The 20,156-nt window shown below is 64.3% G+C and carries 17 protein-coding genes; 7 read left to right on the top strand and 10 right to left on the bottom strand.

The annotated features are described in order from the left end of the window. Positions 1-18: 18 nt before the first annotated feature. On the top strand, positions 19-747 hold the full coding sequence (locus AB4Y77_RS10540) for a CPBP family intramembrane glutamic endopeptidase (protein ID WP_311215362.1): 729 nt from the start codon (positions 19-21) through the stop codon (positions 745-747). On the opposite strand, the gene AB4Y77_RS10535 is transcribed toward AB4Y77_RS10540, so the two are convergent. The 4 genes from AB4Y77_RS10535 to AB4Y77_RS10520 are packed head-to-tail and all read right to left on the bottom strand — an operon-like array spanning position 744 to position 5,642. Continuing rightward, a complete protein-coding gene (locus AB4Y77_RS10535) occupies positions 744-2,516 on the bottom strand; it encodes a hypothetical protein (protein ID WP_442013873.1) in 1,773 nt (590 codons plus the stop codon). The genes AB4Y77_RS10540 and AB4Y77_RS10535 overlap by 4 nt on opposite strands. 9 nt (positions 2,517-2,525) lie before the next feature. After that, entirely contained in the window at positions 2,526-3,416 is an 891-nt protein-coding gene (locus tag AB4Y77_RS10530) for a carbohydrate ABC transporter permease (protein ID WP_442013872.1), read from the bottom strand. A 3-nt stretch (positions 3,417-3,419) separates the two neighbouring features. After that, complete coding sequence (locus tag AB4Y77_RS10525) at positions 3,420-4,364, bottom strand: carbohydrate ABC transporter permease (protein WP_311213989.1); 945 nt, start codon at positions 4,362-4,364, stop codon at positions 3,420-3,422. A 3-nt stretch (positions 4,365-4,367) separates the two neighbouring features. After that, positions 4,368-5,642, bottom strand: a complete 1,275-nt coding sequence (locus AB4Y77_RS10520; RefSeq protein WP_442013871.1) for an ABC transporter substrate-binding protein — start codon at positions 5,640-5,642, stop codon at positions 4,368-4,370. Between the two features lie 269 nt (positions 5,643-5,911). Here AB4Y77_RS10520 and AB4Y77_RS10515 point away from each other — a divergent pair, with 269 nt between their 5' ends. The 4 genes from AB4Y77_RS10515 to AB4Y77_RS10500 are packed head-to-tail and all read left to right on the top strand — an operon-like array spanning position 5,912 to position 9,412. Beyond that, the gene (locus AB4Y77_RS10515; RefSeq protein ID WP_311213991.1) at positions 5,912-6,349 is read left to right on the top strand and encodes a VOC family protein; all 438 of its coding nucleotides are present in this window, start codon (positions 5,912-5,914) and stop codon (positions 6,347-6,349) included. Positions 6,350-6,370: 21 nt separating this feature from the next. After that, the gene (locus AB4Y77_RS10510) at positions 6,371-7,321 is read left to right on the top strand and encodes a 1,4-dihydroxy-2-naphthoyl-CoA synthase (RefSeq protein ID WP_311213992.1); all 951 of its coding nucleotides are present in this window, start codon (positions 6,371-6,373) and stop codon (positions 7,319-7,321) included. Positions 7,322-7,330: 9 nt separating this feature from the next. Next, positions 7,331-8,470: an AMP-binding protein gene (locus AB4Y77_RS10505; protein WP_442013870.1), complete on the top strand. Its 1,140-nt coding sequence runs from the start codon at positions 7,331-7,333 to the stop codon at positions 8,468-8,470. A gap of 60 nt (positions 8,471-8,530) precedes the next feature. After that, entirely contained in the window at positions 8,531-9,412 is an 882-nt protein-coding gene (locus AB4Y77_RS10500) for a 1,4-dihydroxy-2-naphthoate polyprenyltransferase (protein WP_442013869.1), read from the top strand. 6 nt (positions 9,413-9,418) lie between these two features. Here the strand turns inward: AB4Y77_RS10500 and AB4Y77_RS10495 are convergent, their stop codons facing one another. Next, positions 9,419-9,730, bottom strand: a complete 312-nt coding sequence (locus AB4Y77_RS10495; RefSeq protein WP_442013868.1) for a DUF4229 domain-containing protein — start codon at positions 9,728-9,730, stop codon at positions 9,419-9,421. An 87-nt stretch (positions 9,731-9,817) separates the two neighbouring features. Here AB4Y77_RS10495 and AB4Y77_RS10490 point away from each other — a divergent pair, with 87 nt between their 5' ends. Both AB4Y77_RS10490 and AB4Y77_RS10485 read left to right on the top strand, forming a co-directional pair. Continuing rightward, positions 9,818-10,258, top strand: coding sequence for a PLD nuclease N-terminal domain-containing protein (locus AB4Y77_RS10490; RefSeq protein ID WP_442013867.1), 441 nt, complete (start codon positions 9,818-9,820; stop codon positions 10,256-10,258). 6 nt (positions 10,259-10,264) lie between these two features. Further along, on the top strand, positions 10,265-10,888 hold the full coding sequence (locus AB4Y77_RS10485; protein WP_442013866.1) for a hypothetical protein: 624 nt from the start codon (positions 10,265-10,267) through the stop codon (positions 10,886-10,888). Here AB4Y77_RS10485 and AB4Y77_RS10480 read toward each other — a convergent pair. From AB4Y77_RS10480 to AB4Y77_RS10460, 5 genes are all read right to left on the bottom strand, one after another. Beyond that, the gene (locus AB4Y77_RS10480; RefSeq protein WP_442013969.1) at positions 10,869-12,344 is read right to left on the bottom strand and encodes a dynamin family protein; all 1,476 of its coding nucleotides are present in this window, start codon (positions 12,342-12,344) and stop codon (positions 10,869-10,871) included. The genes AB4Y77_RS10485 and AB4Y77_RS10480 overlap by 20 nt on opposite strands. Then, positions 12,341-14,230 carry a dynamin family protein gene (locus tag AB4Y77_RS10475; protein ID WP_442013865.1) on the bottom strand — a complete coding sequence of 630 codons (1,890 nt, stop codon included), beginning with the start codon at positions 14,228-14,230 and terminating at the stop codon, positions 12,341-12,343. The genes AB4Y77_RS10480 and AB4Y77_RS10475 overlap by 4 nt, the downstream gene beginning before the upstream one ends. Before the next feature lie 153 nt (positions 14,231-14,383). Further along, positions 14,384-15,778 (bottom strand): IniB N-terminal domain-containing protein, encoded by a 1,395-nt coding sequence (locus AB4Y77_RS10470; protein ID WP_442013864.1) that lies wholly within the window; start codon positions 15,776-15,778, stop codon positions 14,384-14,386. A gap of 175 nt (positions 15,779-15,953) precedes the next feature. Next, positions 15,954-17,963 (bottom strand): LuxR C-terminal-related transcriptional regulator, encoded by a 2,010-nt coding sequence (locus tag AB4Y77_RS10465; protein ID WP_442013863.1) that lies wholly within the window; start codon positions 17,961-17,963, stop codon positions 15,954-15,956. Between the two features lie 63 nt (positions 17,964-18,026). Beyond that, positions 18,027-20,045 (bottom strand): Hsp70 family protein, encoded by a 2,019-nt coding sequence (locus AB4Y77_RS10460; RefSeq protein ID WP_442013862.1) that lies wholly within the window; start codon positions 20,043-20,045, stop codon positions 18,027-18,029. Positions 20,046-20,156: the final 111 nt, after the last annotated feature.

Raw genomic sequence — 20,156 nt, 5'->3', positions numbered from 1 at the left:
CAAAGCTAGGCTGGTCACATGGGCACTCTTTCCACCAAAGCATCTTTGTACAGATTCACTGCCCTTGACGCCGTAGCGGTGGCCGTCTACCTCGCCTTTACCGCCTACTTCACCTTCGCGGGTGAATCCGTGGAGCGGCTGATGCTCCAGCTCTTTCCCGAGCCAGCCACCGCGTCCTACGCCGTCAACGCGATCTTCTATGCCGGCGTCGGAATATTCGCGGTGGCCTCAGCCTGGCGGGTGATGGGCAGGGACCTCAAGATCCTGGGCACCCGGCCATGGTTCACCCTGGGCATGATTCCCTTGGCGATCGTGGTCATGCTCATTCTCACGGCCCTGCTGGTGGCGGCCTTTGGCACAGCTCAAAGCTCAGAGAACCAGCTGGGCATCCAGGGCCTCCTGCAGCAGGTGCCTGCATGGCTCATGGTGCCCTTGCTGGTGCTGCTGGGCCCCTTTGTTGAGGAGTATCTGTTCCGGCATTTGCTGATCGGCAAGTTGTCGCGGTACCTGAACATCTGGGTCTGCTGCGTGATCTCCGTGGTGGTCTTTGCCTCCATCCATGTGGTGGGCCGCGAGGGACTGGTGCTGTCCGCGTTGGCGCCGTACCTTGGCATGGCCGTGGTCCTCGTGGCGGTCTATGTCTGGACGGGGAAGAACCTGATGTTCTCCTACTTTGTCCACGCCGCCAAGAACCTCATGGCCGTAGTCCTCATCTACGCCATCCCGTCCGAGCTGCTGCCCAGCTAGGAAACGCTCTTCCCCGTCAGCACCACCCGGTGGCTGCCTGAAGTACGCCCGGTGATGTAGACCTTCACGCCGTAGCTGGCGTTTGAGCCTCCCGGATAGCGGTAGGCCTCCCCCGGGTTGTACACAGGCGGGCAGTCCGGGTCTGCTGCGTTGCCGGGGCCAAACTCGATCACGTCGTTCCCCACACGGTAGGCACCCGTCCCGGAGGTCAGCTGGAATGTCCCGGACCCAGCGCCTGCCTCCTCCACCCCGCTGAGCTGCCCACCCGCGCGGAAGGTCAGCTCCAGGGCGTACGAGGTTTCGGCGCCGTCGAAGTCCAGCTCCAGTTCCGCTGTTCCGTCCGCAGTGTTCGGCGTGACCGTGATGGACGTTGCCAGACGATGCTCCACGGTGGGCCTGTTGCCGAAGTCCATGGAGGCACTGAAGCGTCCTTCGTGGACCAAAGGATAGATGCCGTCCGAACGCTGCACTTCCACCGGCAGCGGAAGGTAGAAGTTGGCGCTCAGCTCATCTCCGAGGCGAACCGCGGGACCATCAACCACGGCATGCTGGCTGCGGAACGGCCCGAGGTCGAAGAAGCTCCGCGATAGCCGCACATCCGTCAGGACCGCCTCACCGTGACTGAAGCGCAGGAAGGTGGGATTGGTGGCAAGCCCGGAGCTGATGCCGGACGTGGCATCGTCACACCCGCCAAAAACCGTGACCGCACTCCGTCCACCCCGGAATCGATGGATTCCACAGCTGACCAAGCCCGCATGCCCGGGAGTCATCGCCGCCGGGAGGCCTTCCCGCGCCTCCACGGCCGGAGGCTCCGCGGCTGGAAGCTCCGCGGCTGGAAGCTCCGCGGCCAACCATGGATCAAGCCTGACCCTCGCCAGGGCCTTGGCCGGTTCCAGCAGCGGGAATTGCTGTAACCAGGCCGCAGCAACAGCGAAGTCGCCGTTCCCGTCCTGATTGGCCAGCCGGCGGTACAGCAACTGGAAGGCTTCGCCGTCGAACCTGAACCATTGGTCCTGCCTGCGCGAAAACAACGACTCCACACTGCCATCGCCGCCGAACCACGGCAGGAACGCCGTCAGGTTGGCCCGGACATGGTCAAGGAGTCCGGGCCGGCCGGCATGATCGGCGATCGCCAGCAAGGACGGATTGGTCACGGCGGTGGCGTAGAGCGGGCTCCTTTCGGAGTACATTCCATCCGGCAGTTGATCGATCCCCTCAGCCAACCATTGGCCGATGCGCAGCTGGACGTCCGGACGCGCATTGCCCTCAGATTCGTGCAGCGCGTGGATGCGTGCCAGCGCGGCACACAGCTCCCAACGGTGGTTGGGGGTGTGGACGCCGCCGCTGACCAAAGCATCAGTGATGCGCCCGACGACGGCGCGAAGCCGGCTGACGGTCCCGGCCAAGCCATCTTTCGGGGAACCCAGGATGTCCAGGGCCATGCAGGCGTCGTTGATGGTGAAGGCAGAGTCCGGCGGCGAACTAAGGTTGGTGCCGTCGAACAGACCGGTGGGCCCTTGCAGGTGCTCGAGCCTGGCGACACAGTCCGCCATGAGCCCGGGAAGCCTGGCCGAGCCGACGTGAACGGATCCGGCTTGGGTGTAGACGGTGGCCAAAGCCAGCAACCTGCCCATGGCGGGGCGGTGAGCCAAAGCTGCCACGCCGCCGTCGGACGCTTCCAGCAGCCTGTCCACGTGGCGGTCGGCCGCCTCGATCAATTCGTCAAGGAACGCTGCATCCACCGCAACTGACGCTGTTTGGTGATTCACTCCTAGCCCCTAATCCTTCAGTCCTGCGCTGACGTCAGCGTTGAGTACGTATTTCTGGAACACCGCGAACACCAACACCAACGGAAGGATGGAGATCACGGAGGCGCCCAGCAGCACGGGCCAGTCGATATTTTCTGCGCCCACAATGCTGCGAAGCGCCACCTGCAGGGTGTACCACTTGGGATCGTTCAGCACGATCAGTGGCCAAATGTAGTCATTCCACCGCCACTGGAAAGAGAAAATGGCCAGCGTGAACAGGATGGGCTTGGACAGCGGGAGCATGATCCGGAAGAAGATGGCCAGTTCGCTGGCGCCGTCGATCCTGGCCGAATGCAGGAGATCGTCCGGGACCGTCAGGAAGAACTGGCGGAACATGAACACACCCGTGGCGGTCAGCACGGAGGGCACGATGATGCCCGCCAAGGAGTTGTACAGCCCCAGGTCGCGGATCACCGAGAACGTGGGGTTCAGGATCACTTCGGTGGGCAGCATGGTGGTAGCCAGGATGCACACGAAGAACAGCCGCGTTCCCTTGTTGTTGTACTTGGCCAGCGCATAGCCGGTGCACGCGCTGAAGAACACTGTGAGGACTGTGGTGACCAGCGAAACCGTGGCCGTGTTCAGGAAGTACCGGGCAAAATCCACCCGTTCCCAGGCATCCACAAACCCTTGGAACGTCCACTCCCGCGGAATCATGGACAGCGGATAGCTGAAAAGTTCGCTTCCGGGCTTGAACGAGCTCAGGAGGAACCACAGCAACGGCAGCGCGTAGATGGCCACGATGACCCACAGCACGGCCGTCAGCGGAGCGGACAGGTTCTTCCGCTTGGCACGGGCGTCGCGGGTCTTGCCCGGGGGTTTGGCTCCTGCAGCAGGAGGCATTTTGGTAGCTGTTGCCATGGTTCAGCCCTTCTTCTTGTTGAAGCGCAGCTGGATGAGCGCGATAGCCAACAGGACCACCATCAGCACCATGGAGGCCGCGCTCGCGTAACCCACCTTGGATTGTTCGAAGCCGGTCTTGTAGATGTACTGGACGATCAACGTGTTCTCCGTTCCCGGTCCGCCGTTGGTGAGCGCCTGGATCATGGCGAACTCCTTCATCGCATGGATGGTGGAGAGCAGGATGACCATGAACGACGTCGGCGCGATGCCGGGCAGGATCACATGCCGGAACCGTTGCCAGGCGTTGGCGCCATCCAGTTCGGCCGCCTCCAGGAGTGCCTCCGGGATGTTCTTCAGCGCCGCGATGAACAGCAGCATGTTGAAGGCGGTACCGCCCCAGGCCGAGGCGAAAATGACCACCATCAACGCAAGGTTGCCGTTGCTGGACCAGGGCACCGCGCCGCCGCCCAAAGTGGTGATGACGAAGTTGACGAAGCCGAAGTCCTGGCCGAACATCCATTTCCAGATGACACCCACCACGATCGGCGAGATCAGCCACGGCAGGAAAATGATCACCTTGGCCGCTGTCCGCCCCCGCGTGGCTTTGCTGACCAGCAGCGAGGCGATACCCAGGGATGAGACGTAAACCAACGGCACCGAAAGAACCGTGTACAGGAACGTCCGGGTCAGCGCCGCGTAGAAGGTGCTGTCAGCGAAGAGCTTTTGGAAGTTCGCCAGGCCGATGAAGTTCAGCTTGCCCACGCCGCGGTAATCCGTGAACGAATAGATCAGCCCCAGGGCACCTGGCCAAACGAAGAACACCAGGAACAACACCACGTTGACGCCGACCAGGATCAGTGGCGCGATGACATAGCGGTTGCGCCGCCGTTGCTGGGACTTGGTGCGCACCGCCGGCGAGCCGGGCTGTTCCGGCATCACCGCCGGGCTGAGCGTTGAATTGGCCATGGCTTAGGCGCCGTTGTAGAGCTTCACGATGTTCTCCACCGTGGTCTTGGCATCCTGGCTGCCGCCCAACATCTTCACGGTTTCCTCCCTCAAGGGGTCTCCGGAGAAGGGGGTCTCGGCATAGGCCTCGGCCACGACGCGCTTGATGGCGTTGTCGCCCTTGGCCTGGTTCCCGGCAATCTGCTGCTGGTAGAGCTCAAAGGATGCCTGCTGGTACGCATACTCCACCTTGAGGCTTTCCTTGACCGGCAGGTAGCCGCCCAGCTTGGCGAACTCGGTGTAGTTGGCGTCGTCGTAGAACCAGTCGATGAACTTTTTGGCTTCTTCGTCCGCGCCCGTGTCCTTGAAAGCCACCATGAAGCCGCCTCCGAGGTTGGTGGCGTTGACTTCCTTCTTGGGCAGCGGCACGGACAGCCACTCAAAGTCCTTGATGTTCTTGTTGAAGTCGGCCACCTGCCAGCTGCCGGAGTAGTAGGCCGCCACCTGCCCGCTCTTGAACATGGCGTTGCCGTCTTCGCCGCTGAGCCACACTGACTTGGGCATCGTGGCGTCGTCGTTAATTTGTTGGAAGTACTCCAAGGTCTCCACGGCCTGGTCATCCGCAGCGTACTTGTCGCCGTTCTTTGCAAAGGCATCGCTGCCGAACTCGTACATCATGGCGCGCAGGCGGTGGCCTGAACGGTCCATCACCATGCCGTACTTGGCCCCGGCCTTCTCGCGCACCTGGTTCACGGCTGATACGAACTCGTCCCAGGTCCAGCTGTTCCCGATAGCTGTGGGGTAGGCCACTCCGGCTTTGTCGAAGAGGCTCTTGTTCACGAACAGGCCCACTGCGGTGAGGTCTGACGGGATGGCCGGGAGCGTTCCGTCGGGGGCCGTCTGCAGGAACTTCTCATCGATGTTCCGCGCCTTGGCGATCTCGCTGAGGTCCTGGAGTTGGTTGACCCAGAGGGGGTCCAGGCCCGTGACCCGGGCCAGCGCCGGAAGATCGTTGGCCGTTGCCGCATTCTTGAGCTTGGTAGCGATGTCCGCGGTGGGGACGTCCACTACCTCGATGGTGATCCCGGTGGCTTCCTTGTATTTGGCGGCGGCCGCCGCGAAAGCGCCGCCCTGGTTGGTATCCCCGGAAAGGACCAATTGGAGGGTCTTGGCGCCGCCCTCAGCTGAGGTGCCGCCACCGCTACAGGCAGAAAGTCCGACGGCGAGGGCGGAGAGGCCAAATGCCGTCAATCCAAATTGCCTGCGGCTGATGCTGGAGATGCGTGTCTGCTCTGACAATGCTCTGTCCTTTTCTCACGGGGCTGCCAGTCCACGGGGGCCTGACTGCGGAAGTAGGACGTGGCGCGGGGGCCACGCTGCCTTGGTAGGAAAAGCCTTTCCTGCACCCACTGTGATCTATGTCATGACAATATGTCAAGAAAACGTAAGCACATCTCCAACGTTGGAGAAGACTCAGGAGGCCGTTACCAGCAGTCCTTCTGGAACGCGGACCAAACATGACCGCAAAGACCTACCAGCCATCCGCCGTCGGGCATAGCGTGGCGTGTATGACACTGAACATCCAGGTAGTAGTCGATTGCCGGAAGCCGCATGACCTCGCCGACTGGTGGGCCGAGACCCTCGAGTGGAGCGTGGAACCCCAGGACGAAGCGTTCATCCGTTCCATGATTGAGCAGGGCTACGCCACCGAGGACCAGACCATCACCCACAACGGCAAGCTGGTCTGGGCCGAGGGCTGCGCGATCGTACCTGCCGAGGACACGGACCCCAAGACCGGCCGGCGCATCCTGTTCCAAACCGATCCCCACCAGAAGTCCGTCAAAAACCGCGTGCATTGGGACGTCCGCCTGGATGGACGAGACAAGGATGACGTGCGGAAACAGTTGGAGGACCGCGGAGCAAAACACCTCTGGACCGCCAGCCAGGGACCCCACGAGTGGCACACCATGGCCGACCCCGAGGGCAACGAGTTCTGCATCAGCTAAGGCCATTACTAGACTCGGACTGTGAACAACCAACTCCCTGCCAAGGTTTCCGACGTCTTTGACCCCTCACGCTGGCGCACAGTTTCCGGCTTTGATGACTTCAAGGACATGACGTACCACCGGCAGGTTGAGCGTTCCGCGGACGGCACGGTCAAGGATCTCCCCACGGTCCGCATCGCCTTCAACCGCCCCGAGGTCCGCAATGCCTTCCGCCCGGGAACCGTGGACGAGCTTTACCGCGCCATGGACCACGCGCGGATGACCCCTGACGTCGCCACGGTGCTGCTCACCGGCAACGGGCCATCGGAGAAAGACGGCGGGCATTCGTTCTGCTCGGGCGGAGACCAAAGGATCCGTGGCCGTGACGGCTACAGATACGCCGAAGGGGACACCCAGGAGACCATCGACCCCGCCCGCGCGGGCCGGCTCCATATCCTGGAAGTACAGCGGCTCATGCGGACCATGCCCAAGGTGGTCATCGCCGTCGTGAATGGTTGGGCGGCAGGTGGCGGCCACTCACTCCACGTGGTCAGCGACCTCACCATCGCCTCCCGCGAGCACGGCAAGTTCAAGCAGACGGACGCCACGGTGGGAAGTTTCGACGCCGGATACGGCTCTGCGCTGCTGGCCCGCCAGATCGGGCAGAAAGCCGCGCGGGAGATCTTCTTCCTTGCCCGCGAATATTCGGCCGATGACATGGTTCGCCTGGGTGCCGTCAACGAGGCTGTGGACCACGCTCGCCTGGAGGAAGTGGCCCTGGAGTACGCCGCGGACATCGCCCGCCAGTCCCCGCAGGCCATCCGCATGCTCAAATTTGCCTTCAATCTGGCCGACGACGGCCTGGCAGGACAGCAAGTCTTCGCCGGCGAAGCTACCCGCCTCGCCTACATGACCGACGAGGCCGTGGAGGGCAAGGAAGCGTTCCTCCAGAAACGCGACCCCGACTGGTCCAGCTTCCCCTACTACTTCTAGGACTCCCCTGTGGACATCGATCCCGTACTCAAAGCACTGATGGCTGCCCTCCACGGCGAGGGCCCCGCCGTCGAAATCGTCACTGGCGACCACGGCGGGCCGCAGGCCATCCCGGTGGAGACCGGCGTCGAGGATGCCGCTGTGGTGGTCCGCACTTCCGGTTCCACGGGCACGCCCAAGGCGACCGTCCTGACCATCGACGCCCTCGCGGCTTCATCCGTGTCCACCGCCGTGGCCCTGCGCGGTGAGGGCCAGTGGTTGCTCGCGCTCCCACTGCAGTATGTGGCCGGTGTGCAGGTCCTGGTCCGCTCGCTGTACGCAGGCACCCGGCCGTGGGTCATGGACCAGTCTGACGGCTTCACGCCCGAGGCCTTCACCGCGGCAGCCGAGGAACTGACGGACAAGATCCGTTTCACCTCCCTGGTGCCCACGCAACTGCAGCGGCTCCTGGACTCCCCCGCCCCGGAGACCCTGGCCGTGCTGCGCCGCTTCAACGCAATCCTGCTGGGCGGCGCTCCGGCGGCGCCTGATCTCCTTGCCTCCGCCCACGCGGAGGGACTCAAGGTGGTTACCACCTACGGCTCAGCCGAGACCTGCGGCGGGTGCGTGTACGACGGAGAGCCGCTGGACGGCGTCGAGGTCCGGATCGGCGAGGGCGAGCTGGAAGGCCGCATCCTGCTGGGTGGCGACACCGTTGCCGCGGGCTACCTTGACGCCGCCCGCGCGTCGAAAGCCGCCTTCTTCGAGGAGGACGGCGTCCGCTGGTACGTCACCGGAGATCTCGGCGAGCTCAACGACGACGGCAAGCTCACCGTGCTGGGCCGGGCGGACGATGTCATCATCACCGGCGGCGTCAAAGCCTCCGCCGCCTACCTCCAAGGCAAGCTGGAAGAGATCGACGGCGTCACCGCAGCTTTCGTGACCGGTGTCCCCTCGCACGAGTGGGGCCAAGCCGTGGCAGCTTACGTAGCAGTGACCGATCCCAGCCCCGAAGGCATCAAGGGCTTCGCGTCCCGACGCGAGGCTGCGCTGGGTGTCCTGGCTCCAAAAACGGTGTTCGCTGACAAGGAACTGCTCATGCTGCCCAATGGGAAACCGGACCGGCTGGCCATGATTGAACGGCTTTCCGAACTGCATCAGGGACAATAGACACGTTCTTCCTCCCGAAACTGACTTTAGATCAACCGCGAAATACACGAGGTACTACACGTGGCGACAGCTGCACAATGGATCCAAGGAGCCCGGCTCCGCACACTGCCCGCGGCCATCGCGCCCGTCCTGATCGGTTCGGCAGCGGCGTACGAGCTCCAAGCGTTCCGGCTGCCGAATGCGATCCTGGCTGCGCTCGTGGCGCTCCTGCTCCAAATCGGCGTGAACTACGCCAATGACTATTCCGATGGCATCCGCGGCACCGATGAGGACCGCGTAGGTCCCCTGCGTCTCGTCGGCTCCGGCGCTGCGCTGCCGGAGCAGGTGAAGTGGGCCGCGTTCGGGCTGTTCGGCGCTGCGATGATCTGCGGCTTGATCCTGGTGATCATCACCCAAACGTGGTGGCTGATCCTGGTGGGTATCGGCTGCGTCCTGGCAGCCTGGGGCTATACCGGCGGCAAGAATCCCTATGGCTACATGGGCCTGGGCGATATCTTCGTGTTTGTCTTCTTCGGGCTCGTTGCCACCCTCGGCACCACCTACACCCAGGCCGGACAAGTCAGCCTGGCCGCGGTGATCGGCGCCATTGGCACAGGCCTCATCGCCTGCGCCCTGCTGATGGCCAACAACGTCAGGGACATCCCCACGGATACAGCCGCCGGAAAGCGGACCTTGGCAGTGCGTCTTGGGGACCGGCACGCCCGTGAAAGCTACGTGTTGATGCTGGCCGTCGCCATCCTGCTGGTCATCGTGCTGGCACCCACCAAGCCGTGGATGCTGATCGTCCTGCTGCTGATCCCCGCGTGTTTGATGCCCGCCTGGCTGATGGTCAATGGGAAGAAGCGCAAGAGCCTCATTCCCGTGCTCAAGCAGACCGGCCTGATCAACCTCGGGTACAGCCTGCTGTTCTCGCTGGGACTGATCCTGAGCCGCGGCTTCTAAAAACTCCTAGACGGAACCCGGGCGTTTGTCGTTGTTGACGGCGATGTCCGGGTTTTTTTCCACCAAGCCGTCCTCGACGGCGGCGTCTTCAACCTCGCCGGCGGTGCGGATGGGCTTGGCCCGCCCGGAGAAACGTTCGCGCATGGCGGCAGTGGCGGCGTCGCGCTGTTTCTGGAAGAACAGGTAGCTGATGGCGAACGCGATCAGCCCGGCAAAGATGACCGCCAGGATCCACCCAACTCCCAAAAAGGCGAAGAGTACGAACAACGGCACGAACAGCGCCACACGGATGAGGGAATACTTCAGGAAAGCCACCATCCAAGTTTAGCGGGCCGGATGGTTGCACTCTGATCACAGCCGGAAGAGGGCGTCCAGTGAACGGCTTCCGGCGACTAGACTTGGTGCATGCTCCGGGTTGTAGGCGTCGTCATTGTTCTGGTTATCTTCGTCTATGCCCTGGTGGACGTCATCCGCACGGACAGCCACCAAACACGCGGTATTTCCAAACCCGCCTGGATCATCGTGATGATTGTCCTGCCGCTCTTGGGCGCCATCCTCTGGTTCATCTTCGGCCGTCCTTATGGCAAGCCCACGGCAAAGCCGGTCCGCCGCTATCCCACGGCCCCGGACGATGACCCCGAATTCCTCCGCAACCTGGAAACCCGCCGCCGCAACCAGGCCGAGGACGACCGACTGAAGAAGCTGAAGGCGGACCTTGAAGCCAAGGAACGCGAGCTCGGCGACAAGCCCTCGGATGGTTCAGGTGAGGCTACAGGCAACGGCTTCAAGCCCGGCGACGCCAAGCGCAGTGAGCCGGATCCCCATGACACCGACGAGCTGAAGTAGGCAGACATGGCCCAGCAAGCTGATGGTTCACGGCAGTTACCTTCCACCACACCATCGGCCAGCGGGCCAACAGCGCCTCCCCCACCACCGCGTCCAGGTATTTCCCTGTCCGTGCCGCCTCCCATTACCGCGGCCGTAGTGCCACCAGGCACCGCACGGCTCTCCCGCTCCCTGTGGGTCGCCAGCTTCGTGGCGGGAATCGCCGTCGTCGTCCTAGGCTTCCTTGGCCGTGACGCCCACTTTGAACGTCTGAAAGGCGTCATCGGAGGCATGGTTCCCGACGGTGACGCCCAAGCAGTTGAGGGGGCCACCGCCGTCGTATTTCTGGGCAGCCTCGCCATGATCGCACTGGTGGTGGCCATGGAAGCGGTCCTGCTGGCGGTCCTTTTCAAACGCCGAGTCTGGGCACGGTGGACACTGGCACCCTTGGTCCTCCTGCACGCAGTGGTCACAGTGATCACGGCCGACTTCGTGGTGGCTCCCGACCCGGACGGCGTCCTGGCCACGGTGTTGTTGGCGTCCCAGTTCATCCTTGCCGCGGCAGGCCTGATCCTGCTGTTTTTCCCCTCGACTACTGCCTGGCTCCTGAGCGAAAAATACAGCGAACGGCTCAGCGAGCGGCGGGCATAGCGGCCAGCATCCCTTCGCAACTTCGCATGACAACGCGGCACGCCTCCAGGGCCGACGGCTCGGTCAAGGGATTTTCCGCGATCAGCCGCCAACGGTTCAAACAACCGCGGGCAACGTCGCTGATCTGACCGGGACCCGCATCCGGGTCCATGCCCAACCTCAACGCGGGCGTGCTGCCGCGCCCGCCTACCAGCCGTTCAGCTTCCACTTCGTGTTCCTCATCCAGTCCCACGCCCCCCGTACGCAACGCGGCAAGGAGTTTGAGCTCCCGGAACTCGTGGGCGCCGGCCTGAAGCCTCTCCAAAGCCGCTTCCAGCGGTGCCGCCCGCTCCCGGGGAGCGCCGCGAACCAGCGACTCCAAGCCCACGACGACGGCACGCGCCTTGAGTGCGTCGGCACGGGTTTGGAAGAGATAGCTGATGGCGTCCAGCAAGGTACCCAGGCCGCTTCGGCGTGCGAGCTCGTGGGCCAACTCAGTGGGATCAGTGGTCCCGCCCCGGATCAGGGCAACACCCAACCGGATCCCGAACAGCCCAAACCTCTGCACCAGCGACGCTTTGGTGGCCGGGTGGAGGCCTTGGGGTTCTTCGACGCGGACGAAACGGTCTGCGGACAGCATCATCCGCTCCCGCTGGTTCCGGTCCATCTTCGCCAACAGCGCCATGGCCTCACAGTCCGTCTGGCGCATGGTCCGTGAGCTCTGTGCCAGCAGCCCGGCCACAGGGACCACACCCAAGGCCAAGGGTTTGAGGTTCTGGTCCCGGCTGTATCTGTCGGCGATCACCGCTGCGGAAATCAGGGAGTCGATCCTTCCGGCACCGATCTCGTCGGCCCGGGACAGGACAGCCAAGGCATTGACGGTGCCGGATCGTCCGGCGGCGGTGTCCTTGAAGGACTCGAGGAACCGGACATCGGAGGCATGCAGGTGCCGCATGAGGTAAATGACGGCGTCCGCTGCCGTCGGTTCGTCGTCGGGCAGCAGGAAAGCCGTTGATCTCCCGGAGACGTCCTCGGACAACGAGGCGATGCCGGGAGTATCGATCAAGGTGAGCCCGCGCAGGCTGGCTGATGGCCAGTCCACCACCAGACGCTCCACATCCTCAGCAGGGATATCGTCCATGGACAAGACCAACCGGCCGTCCGCACGGGTCACAGGGAGGTTTTGAGGTCCGCCCCTGAATGGGTACACCGTGATTTTGGGAGTGTGTCCGTACTGGTACCACGTGACCACGCGGGTGCATTCACCGGCGTCCGTGGGCGCGATTTCCTCGCCAATGATGGCGTTGAGCAGTGTTGATTTCCCGGCCTTGACCATCCCGGCAACTGCTATGCGCAACGGCCCTTCCAGCCGGCTGTCCAACTCGTTCACCACCGCGAGCGCAGCGGCGTCATCGCGGAAGACTTCGCGTGCCTGCCGGAGCATCTCCGAGGCCCCGGCAATTCCCTGTTCCATCAGGTGGCCGGGACGGTTGAGGGTTTGGGTTGGTGTTCCGTCAACGGAGCAGTTTCCAGTAGCTGCTGTGCTTCCGTGGCCAAGGTGTCCACGGCCTTGAGATGGTTCCGGATCTCCTTGATCCTCATGTCCCTTTCCACCGCGTAGGTTGCGGCAGCTTTTTGGGCAGCCGCCACGGATTCCGTCAGGGAGCGGTGGTGCTCCTCGGCGATCTCCGTGAAGTGGTCCCGGGTGGCCCGCTGCACCAGCCGGAGTCTGTCCCGTAGCTGTTTTCCTACTTGGAACACCACATCGTCCACGTGCTTCCTGACCAGGATTTTGGCTTCGGATTGCCGTTGCTTGAGCCTGGCCGCTTTGTCTTCCCGGAAGGCTTTACGTCCCAGCAGGAGACCGGCACCGACGGAGAGAGGATTGATGAGGGCCATTCCAAAAAGACCGGTCAGGAGGCCGAACATCAGCACTCCACCGTAGGATCCGCGCATCCCGATCAGCACTTTCTGCAGGGGTCCGAGTCGCCCGTCTTCCATGTCCTGGATGTCGGCTACGGGGTCCAGGACGCCTCCGGTGTCGGCGACCTTCAGCGCGGGGAGGGCAACCTCATCTTCTGAGAAGTGCTCCGCCACCTGGGTGGCCAGCCACTGCCCGCGTTCGCTGGTCCACACGAAAGTATCCGAGACCGCAGCGGCGGTGCTCTGTTCCAACCACTGGGTGAACTGCTCCCAGGCGGGGCCGGGATCTCCTTGATCAATGGCGATTTCCGCTTCGCGTTGGATCCGGCGCAACCTGTCCTTCAGGTCGTACTCCATGTCTGCGATGAGGTCCCCGATGCCATCGTTGAGGGTGATCTGCCAACGAGCGGAGCGTTTGCGCAGCGAGTCCGCGTCCTCCTTGGCCGCGTTGAGGCCGGCGATCATCTGCGGCGTACCCTCGGGGTTTTCCAGGGCACCGAGCTCGGACTGCAGGGCGAGCCTCAGGTTTTCCGCCACGGACAAAAGATCGTGACCGACGGACCGGCGTTGAATTCTGGCGGCCTCCCCCACAATGTTGTTCCTCAGATGGTGGATCAGCTCAGGAAACCCTGATTCGGCGTTCAGTTCCGTGTCCTGCAGACGCGCGGCCTGGAGACGCAGCTCCGAGGATACTGGGAACAGGGGGATGTCCGGCCCCACCTCCGCGAGATGTTTCCGGTCGAGGTCCTCAATCTGCCGCCAGCTCGGATAGAGATCGGTCTTGGACAGCACGCACACCACATTGGGGCTGATGCGCATGGCTTGGCGCAGGAACCGGATCTCCGGTTCGGTGTATTCCTGGGACGCATCGGAGACGAACACCATGGCGTGCGCTGACGGAAGGGTCGTCAGGGTAGTCAGTGTGTGCGTTGACCCCAGCCCTCCAACCCCGGGCGAATCCACGACCGTCAGCCCGCCGGACAGCAGCTTCCTCGGCAGCGCAACCTCCGCCGCCACGATGTTCTTCGCGTTGCCCGGATTGCCTTTTTCGGAGACGTAGTCAGCAAGGTGGTCCAACTGCACGGGCCTGCGTTCCAGCGTGCTTTCGTGGCCGCCAGTGTCGGGGTCCGCCCGAGTGCCGTCCGGTGTGCCACCGTCCGCGGCGGGAACCAGAATAACGGCCGACGCCGGATCCCCCTGCCGTACGACCGTCGGCACAGTGGTGGCAATGTCGTCATCCACAGGACAGACTGGCGCATTCACCAAGGCATTGATCAATTGGCTTTTGCCTTGTTTGAACTCACCCACCACGATCACACGGACGCTGGGATCCTGCAGGCGGTTACGGGTATTTTCCAGGCGTCGCCGGAGATCGTTTCGGTCCCGCACCAGTGCCATGCCTTGCTCCACCAACGTGGTCATGCGTGCTGTTTCCGCCACCGCGTGTCCTTTCCCTGCCTGTTCCGATGCTGCCTGTTCCGGTGCTGCCGCCCTGTGAGGCCACGAAGTGCCCGGCAGACGGTGGGCCGTCTGCCGGGCACTGCCGGGGTACTTCATGCAGCAGCGGGCTACGCCCTACGCATCTCCTGAGTGCTAATCGATTTCTACGTCGTTGTCTGCCACGACGATCGAGTCGTCAATGTCGTTGTACTCGACATCCACGTCTTCGACATCCAGGTTGGTGGAGTTGTCGTACTCGAATTCGTTGTCCGCCACCACGATCGAATCGTTGATGACGTTCACATCGTCCACTTCGACGTTGGTGGAGTTGTCCGGCGAGTACTCTAGGTCCAGCTCGTTGTCCTGGACCACCACGGATTCGTTGATGAGCTGAACGTCCTCGACGTCTACATCCACGTCCGTGGAGTTGTCGTTGAACGAATCGGCCACGTTGACGGAGTTGTCCGAGTTGTCGGAGTTGTCCGTGACGGAGTTGTCGGAGTTGTCCGAGCTGTCATTGAACGAATCCGAGACATTCACGGAGTTGTCCGTGCTGGAGTTGTCCGTATGGCTGGAGTTGTCCTCGTTGAAGGAGTCCTCGATGTCCACGTCTACATCAACATCTGTGTTGTAGGAGTCCTTGGTCACCGAGTTATCCGAATTGTCGTTGAACGAATCCTTGACCTCGATATCCGTGTTGCCCACTTCGACGTCCCCAGGGCCGGACTCGCTGATGGTCAGCGAGTTGTCGGTTGAATGATCATCAGTATTGGTGGTCGTGGTCGTGGTGGTGGTGGTCGTATTGCCGGAGTCCTTGACGTCATCACCGGCAGCGATGGCGCCGTCGCCCGAGGCGATCACAGCGTCCTGGTTGAAGAGCTGCGTGACGTCGCCGTCTGCCCAGATGTTCTGGTTCACCGATTGGTCGGTGATCGTGTCACGGTCGTCAATGGTGGTGGTGTAGGAGTAGTTGTTCACCACGTGGACCAGTTGCTGAACGGCGTGGGCGTGGTCATCGTGGTCGTCTCCGCCACCGCCGCCACCCCCGCCGCCGTGACCGTGGTCGTCGTCGTCATGGCCATCCCAGCCACCCCCGCCGCCGTGACCGTGGTCGTCGTCGTCATGGCCGTCCCAGCCACCGCCGCCACCGCCGTGGCCGTGGTCGTCGTCGTCATGGCCATCCCAGCCACCGCCGCCACCGCCGCCACCGCTGTGGCCGTGGTCGTCGTCGTCATGATCGGGGCGTCCGCCACCGCCGCCGCCACCGCCGTTGGGGCGATCATCGTCGTCGTTTCCACCCCAGCCGGCGCCGCCAGTGGAGGCGTGGTTGCCGCCGGTGTTGTATTCACGGTCGAACGACGAACGGGCGTTGATCGGTGCGTAGTCCAGGACCACAGGACGAACAGCATCGACGTCGGCCGAGGACACGTCACGGAGGCCGGCTGCGGCGAGGGCAGCCTCGGGGTCGCGGACAAAGTCCTCGGCGGCATCGGGATCGTTGAACAGGCTCATCAGGAACTGCACGAGCTGTTGTGCGAGTGTAGGCATTGGAGTGCTCCCTCAAATTCTGTGGTGGGTGGTAAATGGCCCGGCGCCTTTGCCGGGCTCCCCTTCAACGTATGGCCCTGGTGACGGCTCGGGCATCGGGGGTGGTCCCCCTACCGGGTGCCCCACCGTTAGGGGGTCGCGGGGTTTTCCGTTAGGGGGTGGAGGGGGCTGCCGCTCACGGTGGCGGGTACCCCTCCCCCAAGGCCAGGCGCAGGCGGACCAAGAGGTCCGATCGGCTGTCGGCCCCCAAGCGCCTGCGCATGCGTGCCACATGGTGTTCGGCAGTGCGAGGCGAGATATAGATTGCCTCACCGATCTCCCGGTAGGTCTTGCCCTCAAGGAGTAGCCGGGCCACTTCGCGCTCCCTGGCGCTTAGCCCCGACTGATCACCCGCACCCGGGCTGGCACCGTCCGGAGCAAGGGTGCCCGCAACGCTGCGGTGCGGCTCCTCCACCCGGTCGTGGCCCGCCCCGGCCGGAGCGCCCTGGGGATGAATGTCCCTGGCACAGGCCAGCAGCCTCACGAGGTCACGCCGTTCCTCCGCATGCGCGGCGGCATGGCCGGCAAGCCTGGCTCCTTCCCAGGGCATGCCGACGGCCGCCATCCCACGGGCCGCCGTTTCGACGTCGGACGCTTCAAACCGGCCGGCCAGGACCGAAACCCAAGCCTTCCCGCCGGCAGCGAAAACGGAGGCCAGATGGCTGTGTTCGGATGCCCGCACCAGCGCGGCAGCATGCGGCGCAAGCTCAGCGGGGCTCTCGCTCAGCAGCGCAGCCTGCACTGCCGCCCAATGCAGCGGCACCGACCAGAGCGGCGGGTTCCCCAGCCTCCCCAACAGCTCCCAGGCACCGTCCAGATAGTGCGAGACGCGACGTGTTTCCCGCAACCGTCCAGCGGCAATCATCAACTCGCCCCACGGCAGCAGGCTGTACAGATCCACTGAAACGTGCATCATGGCTTCCCGGGCCCTGTCCCACGCCAGCACCAGCCCGTGGACATCGCTGCCGCGCCTGGCAAGGCCCACCTCCAGTGCTGCCAGCAGGAGCTCATCCCGGGGTGCCAGCGACCAATGGTTTGCCTTGACGGCCTCGTTGATGGCCAACCGTGCCTCGTCAGCGTTGTCCTGCTGCATGGCGGTCCATGCCTGCAGGAGGAACAGCCTGGGACGCGCGGCATCCCCGCCTTGGCCCGCGGCCAATGCGGCCCTAAGCACTGTTTCCGCTACCGCAGGCTCCCCGCTGTGGAGAGCACAGAGCGCCGCCAAGGTGGCCGGGGTCTCCGGCAAGGGAAGGGCCGCGCCCGAGGCATTCATCATGTCCGAGGCCCTGATGAGCTCCGGCAGGGCCAATTGGGGGTTGGGGCCAAGGGTCTGCCTCAGGCCCTCCTGGGTGAGCGTCAAAGACACCGCCAGCAAGGTTGGCGAACCGGAGGCTCCGGCGGCCGACAGCAGCTCCTCCGCCTGCACCGCATTTCCAGCGCCGATCATGGCCACTGCGGCCAGTGGCGCAGACCCGTCCAACCTGTCCGGCCCCAGCCACCTGTACGTATCGGCGCTTCGGGACAACATTCCCCGCTGTGCCCAGACCGCGGCTGCCACGTCCACTCCCAGGCGAAGGTCGGGAGGTTCGGGCAGGGCGAGCAGCCTGTCAACGATCCTGCCCGCCGCGTCGAGGTCCCCGATGGCGGCCAAGGCCTGGGCACGTTTCGCGGCGTTATGGAGCTCGTTGTTCCCGGCAAGAAGCGCTTCGGCATAGAGATCCACGGCCAGCCGCGGATCTCTATCGAGGACGCTGTTTGCTGCTTCCTCGAGTTCTGCGGCAACGCGGGCATCCTGCAACCCATTCCTGGCGAGGTCGCGGGCCAGGTCTCCCAGGGGACGGCCTTCGTCCAGGACCTTGTCCACCAGTTCCCTCTGCAGCGAGCGGATGCGGGAGGTCGGTGTTCCTTTCAGCAGGGCATACTGGACGGTCCCCACCACGGACCCGTCGGCCTGCAGCAGGCCCGCGTCCACGGCTGCCGTGATGATTGCGTCCAGCCCATCATGGCCTTCAAGGCCGCGCGGCAGGGGCGACGGCAGCGTGAACCCCACAGACAGGGCGAGGAGCAGGTCGCGGACTTTCGCGGAATCGCCGGTCAGTTCCGGAATGTTGGGCGGGTCTGCCTCGTCTCTGGGGAGAGATTCCATGAGCGGGCGATCGTGTGGCCCAGGCGGAGTGCGCCCGGGCTGATGGTCGTGTCCCGTCATGGGCTAGACCGCCGAAAGCAGCGCCGGGTCCGTAACCGGCGCGGTCTCCGTGGGCAGGGGTAAGGGATCGGCCGTGGCAGGAGGAGTTACCGGTTCCGGCGTTGGTTCCGGCGACGGCGGTGGCGGGTCCTGCGTGACCGTCGGTTCAGGCTGGGGCTCTGTTGGCTCGGGCGACGGCGGCGGTGACGGCGGCGGTGGGCTGACCGGATCCGACGGGGTGGTAGGCGGCGTTGCGGGTTCAGTGGCCGGTGGTGGCGTGGTGGGTGGTGTCGTAGGGGGCGGGGTAGGCCCGCTGGCTGCGCCGCCAGTAGGTGCTGGAGTGGGTGTGGTGGGCGCCGGGGTAGTGCCCGGCGCGGCGGGTGTTCCCGTGCCCGGCGCAGCAGGAGCGGCAGTGGTGCCCGTTCCACCGGGTGTCGTGCCGGCAGCCGGTCCGGCGGCAGATCCCGCAGCGGTACCCGATCCAGTGCCTGCCTTCGCGGTTCCAGTCCGGGCCGGGCTCTTCCCAGCTCCATTCCCTGCCTTGGTGACTCCAGCCCTGGCGCTGGCCTCGAGTCCCCCCGCCGGCTTGCCGACCGCCGGGGTCTCTCCGGCCTTCCCGCCACCAGCGCCAGTCCCCTGTCCCCCGGAAGCCTGGGCTCCGGCGTCGCGCATGACATCAGCAGCCTGGTTGCCGAACATGGTTGCCAGCAGTCCGCTGCCTTCGGGACTCTGTGCTGCCGTAGCAGTAGCGATGGTCAAAGCGGCTGCGGCCACAGCCGCGGCTGCCGCCATCCGGACACGTGGCCGGGGAGCATGCCGGCCCGGCTTTGCGGACGCTGACGTGAGGACTCCCAGGGCCGGAGCCCGGGTGGCGGCATGCGGACGCCCCAGCGCACCACTTGCCACCGTCCCGGCGGCCGCTGCGCCTGGAGTGGCCGCGGTCGCCGCATCCACGGCGCCTTCCCCCCTTGAGCGCAAACCAGCCACCGCTGCACCCAGGCAGATAGAGGACTTGGGATCGGCGTCGACGGCGATGGGCCGGCCAAGTTCCACCGAAATCATCTCGGCCACGAGTGGAATGCGCGAGGACCCACCAATGAGCAGCACAGCGCTCAATTCATGCGCGTCCACGTGGAGGCTCTGCAGGCTTCTCTCCAGCGCCTCCACGGTTTCCCGAAGTGGTTCCTCGATCAGCGTTTCGAATTCGGCCCGGATCAGCCGCACGGACTGCTGCGTGCCCGGCAGTGACACGGCCACGCTGGATTCGCTGTCCATGGACAGCGCTTCCTTGGCTTCGCGGCATTCCCGCCGTAGCCGGGATAAGGCCGCCAAGGTCTCCGGCGCCGTCGGGTCCATGTCCGTTGCAGCGCTGACGTGACCCATCACGTGACGCAGGACAGCGGCGTCGAAATCGGCGCCGCCCAGGGTTTCAATACCGTCGGGGCGGCCCAGCAACTCGAAGTTTCCGGCTCCGGCTTTGCGGAGGATGGCGGTGTCGAAAGTGCCGCCGCCGAGGTCGTACACAGCGATGATGCTGCCGTCTTCCACCCGCGTTTGGGAGGCGTAGTGCAGGGCTGCTGCTTCCGGCTCGCTGATCAGGGTGATGTCCTGCAGGCCGGCCACGTTGAGCGCGGCGAGGACCAAGGACGTCCGGTGCTGGCCCCAGGCCGCGGGGTGCGTCATGATGATCGACGACGGCGCCGTCCCCTCCCGTTCGCGGGCCCTGTCCACTACCCAACCGGCCATGGTGGCGTACACGTCCTCGGCAGCAAGCCACCTCTCGCCAACAGCGAGGGGAACGGAATCCCCGATCCGGCGCTTGAATTCACGCACCATATGGTGGGGATCGTCCAGGCCCCGGCGTTCGGCCGCTTCGCCTACCAGCACACGGCCGTCGTCGGCGTAGAACAACACGGAGGGCACGGCGCTGCCATGCAGTCCCAACGGGAGGATTTCCGGTGTAGGGGTTGGACTCTGGTCGGGCTTAACCAGGGCTGCTGCGGTAAAACTTGTCCCGACGTCAATGGCGAGAACATAGCTCATGGGTACCTCGAAAGAACACTGCGCGTCGCTAGCGGGCTGCATCACAAGCGGGTTCTGAACAAGGTAGCACCTGCCTTGGACAGGAAAAAGGCTTGTTTAGTGCACCGTTTG

It is taken from the genome of Paenarthrobacter sp. YAF11_1 (assembly GCF_052113445.1).
Taxonomy (GTDB): Bacteria; Actinomycetota; Actinomycetes; order Actinomycetales; family Micrococcaceae; genus Arthrobacter.
The sequence above is the reverse complement of the archived record's forward strand: the minus strand, read 5'-3'. Positions and strand labels throughout refer to the sequence as shown.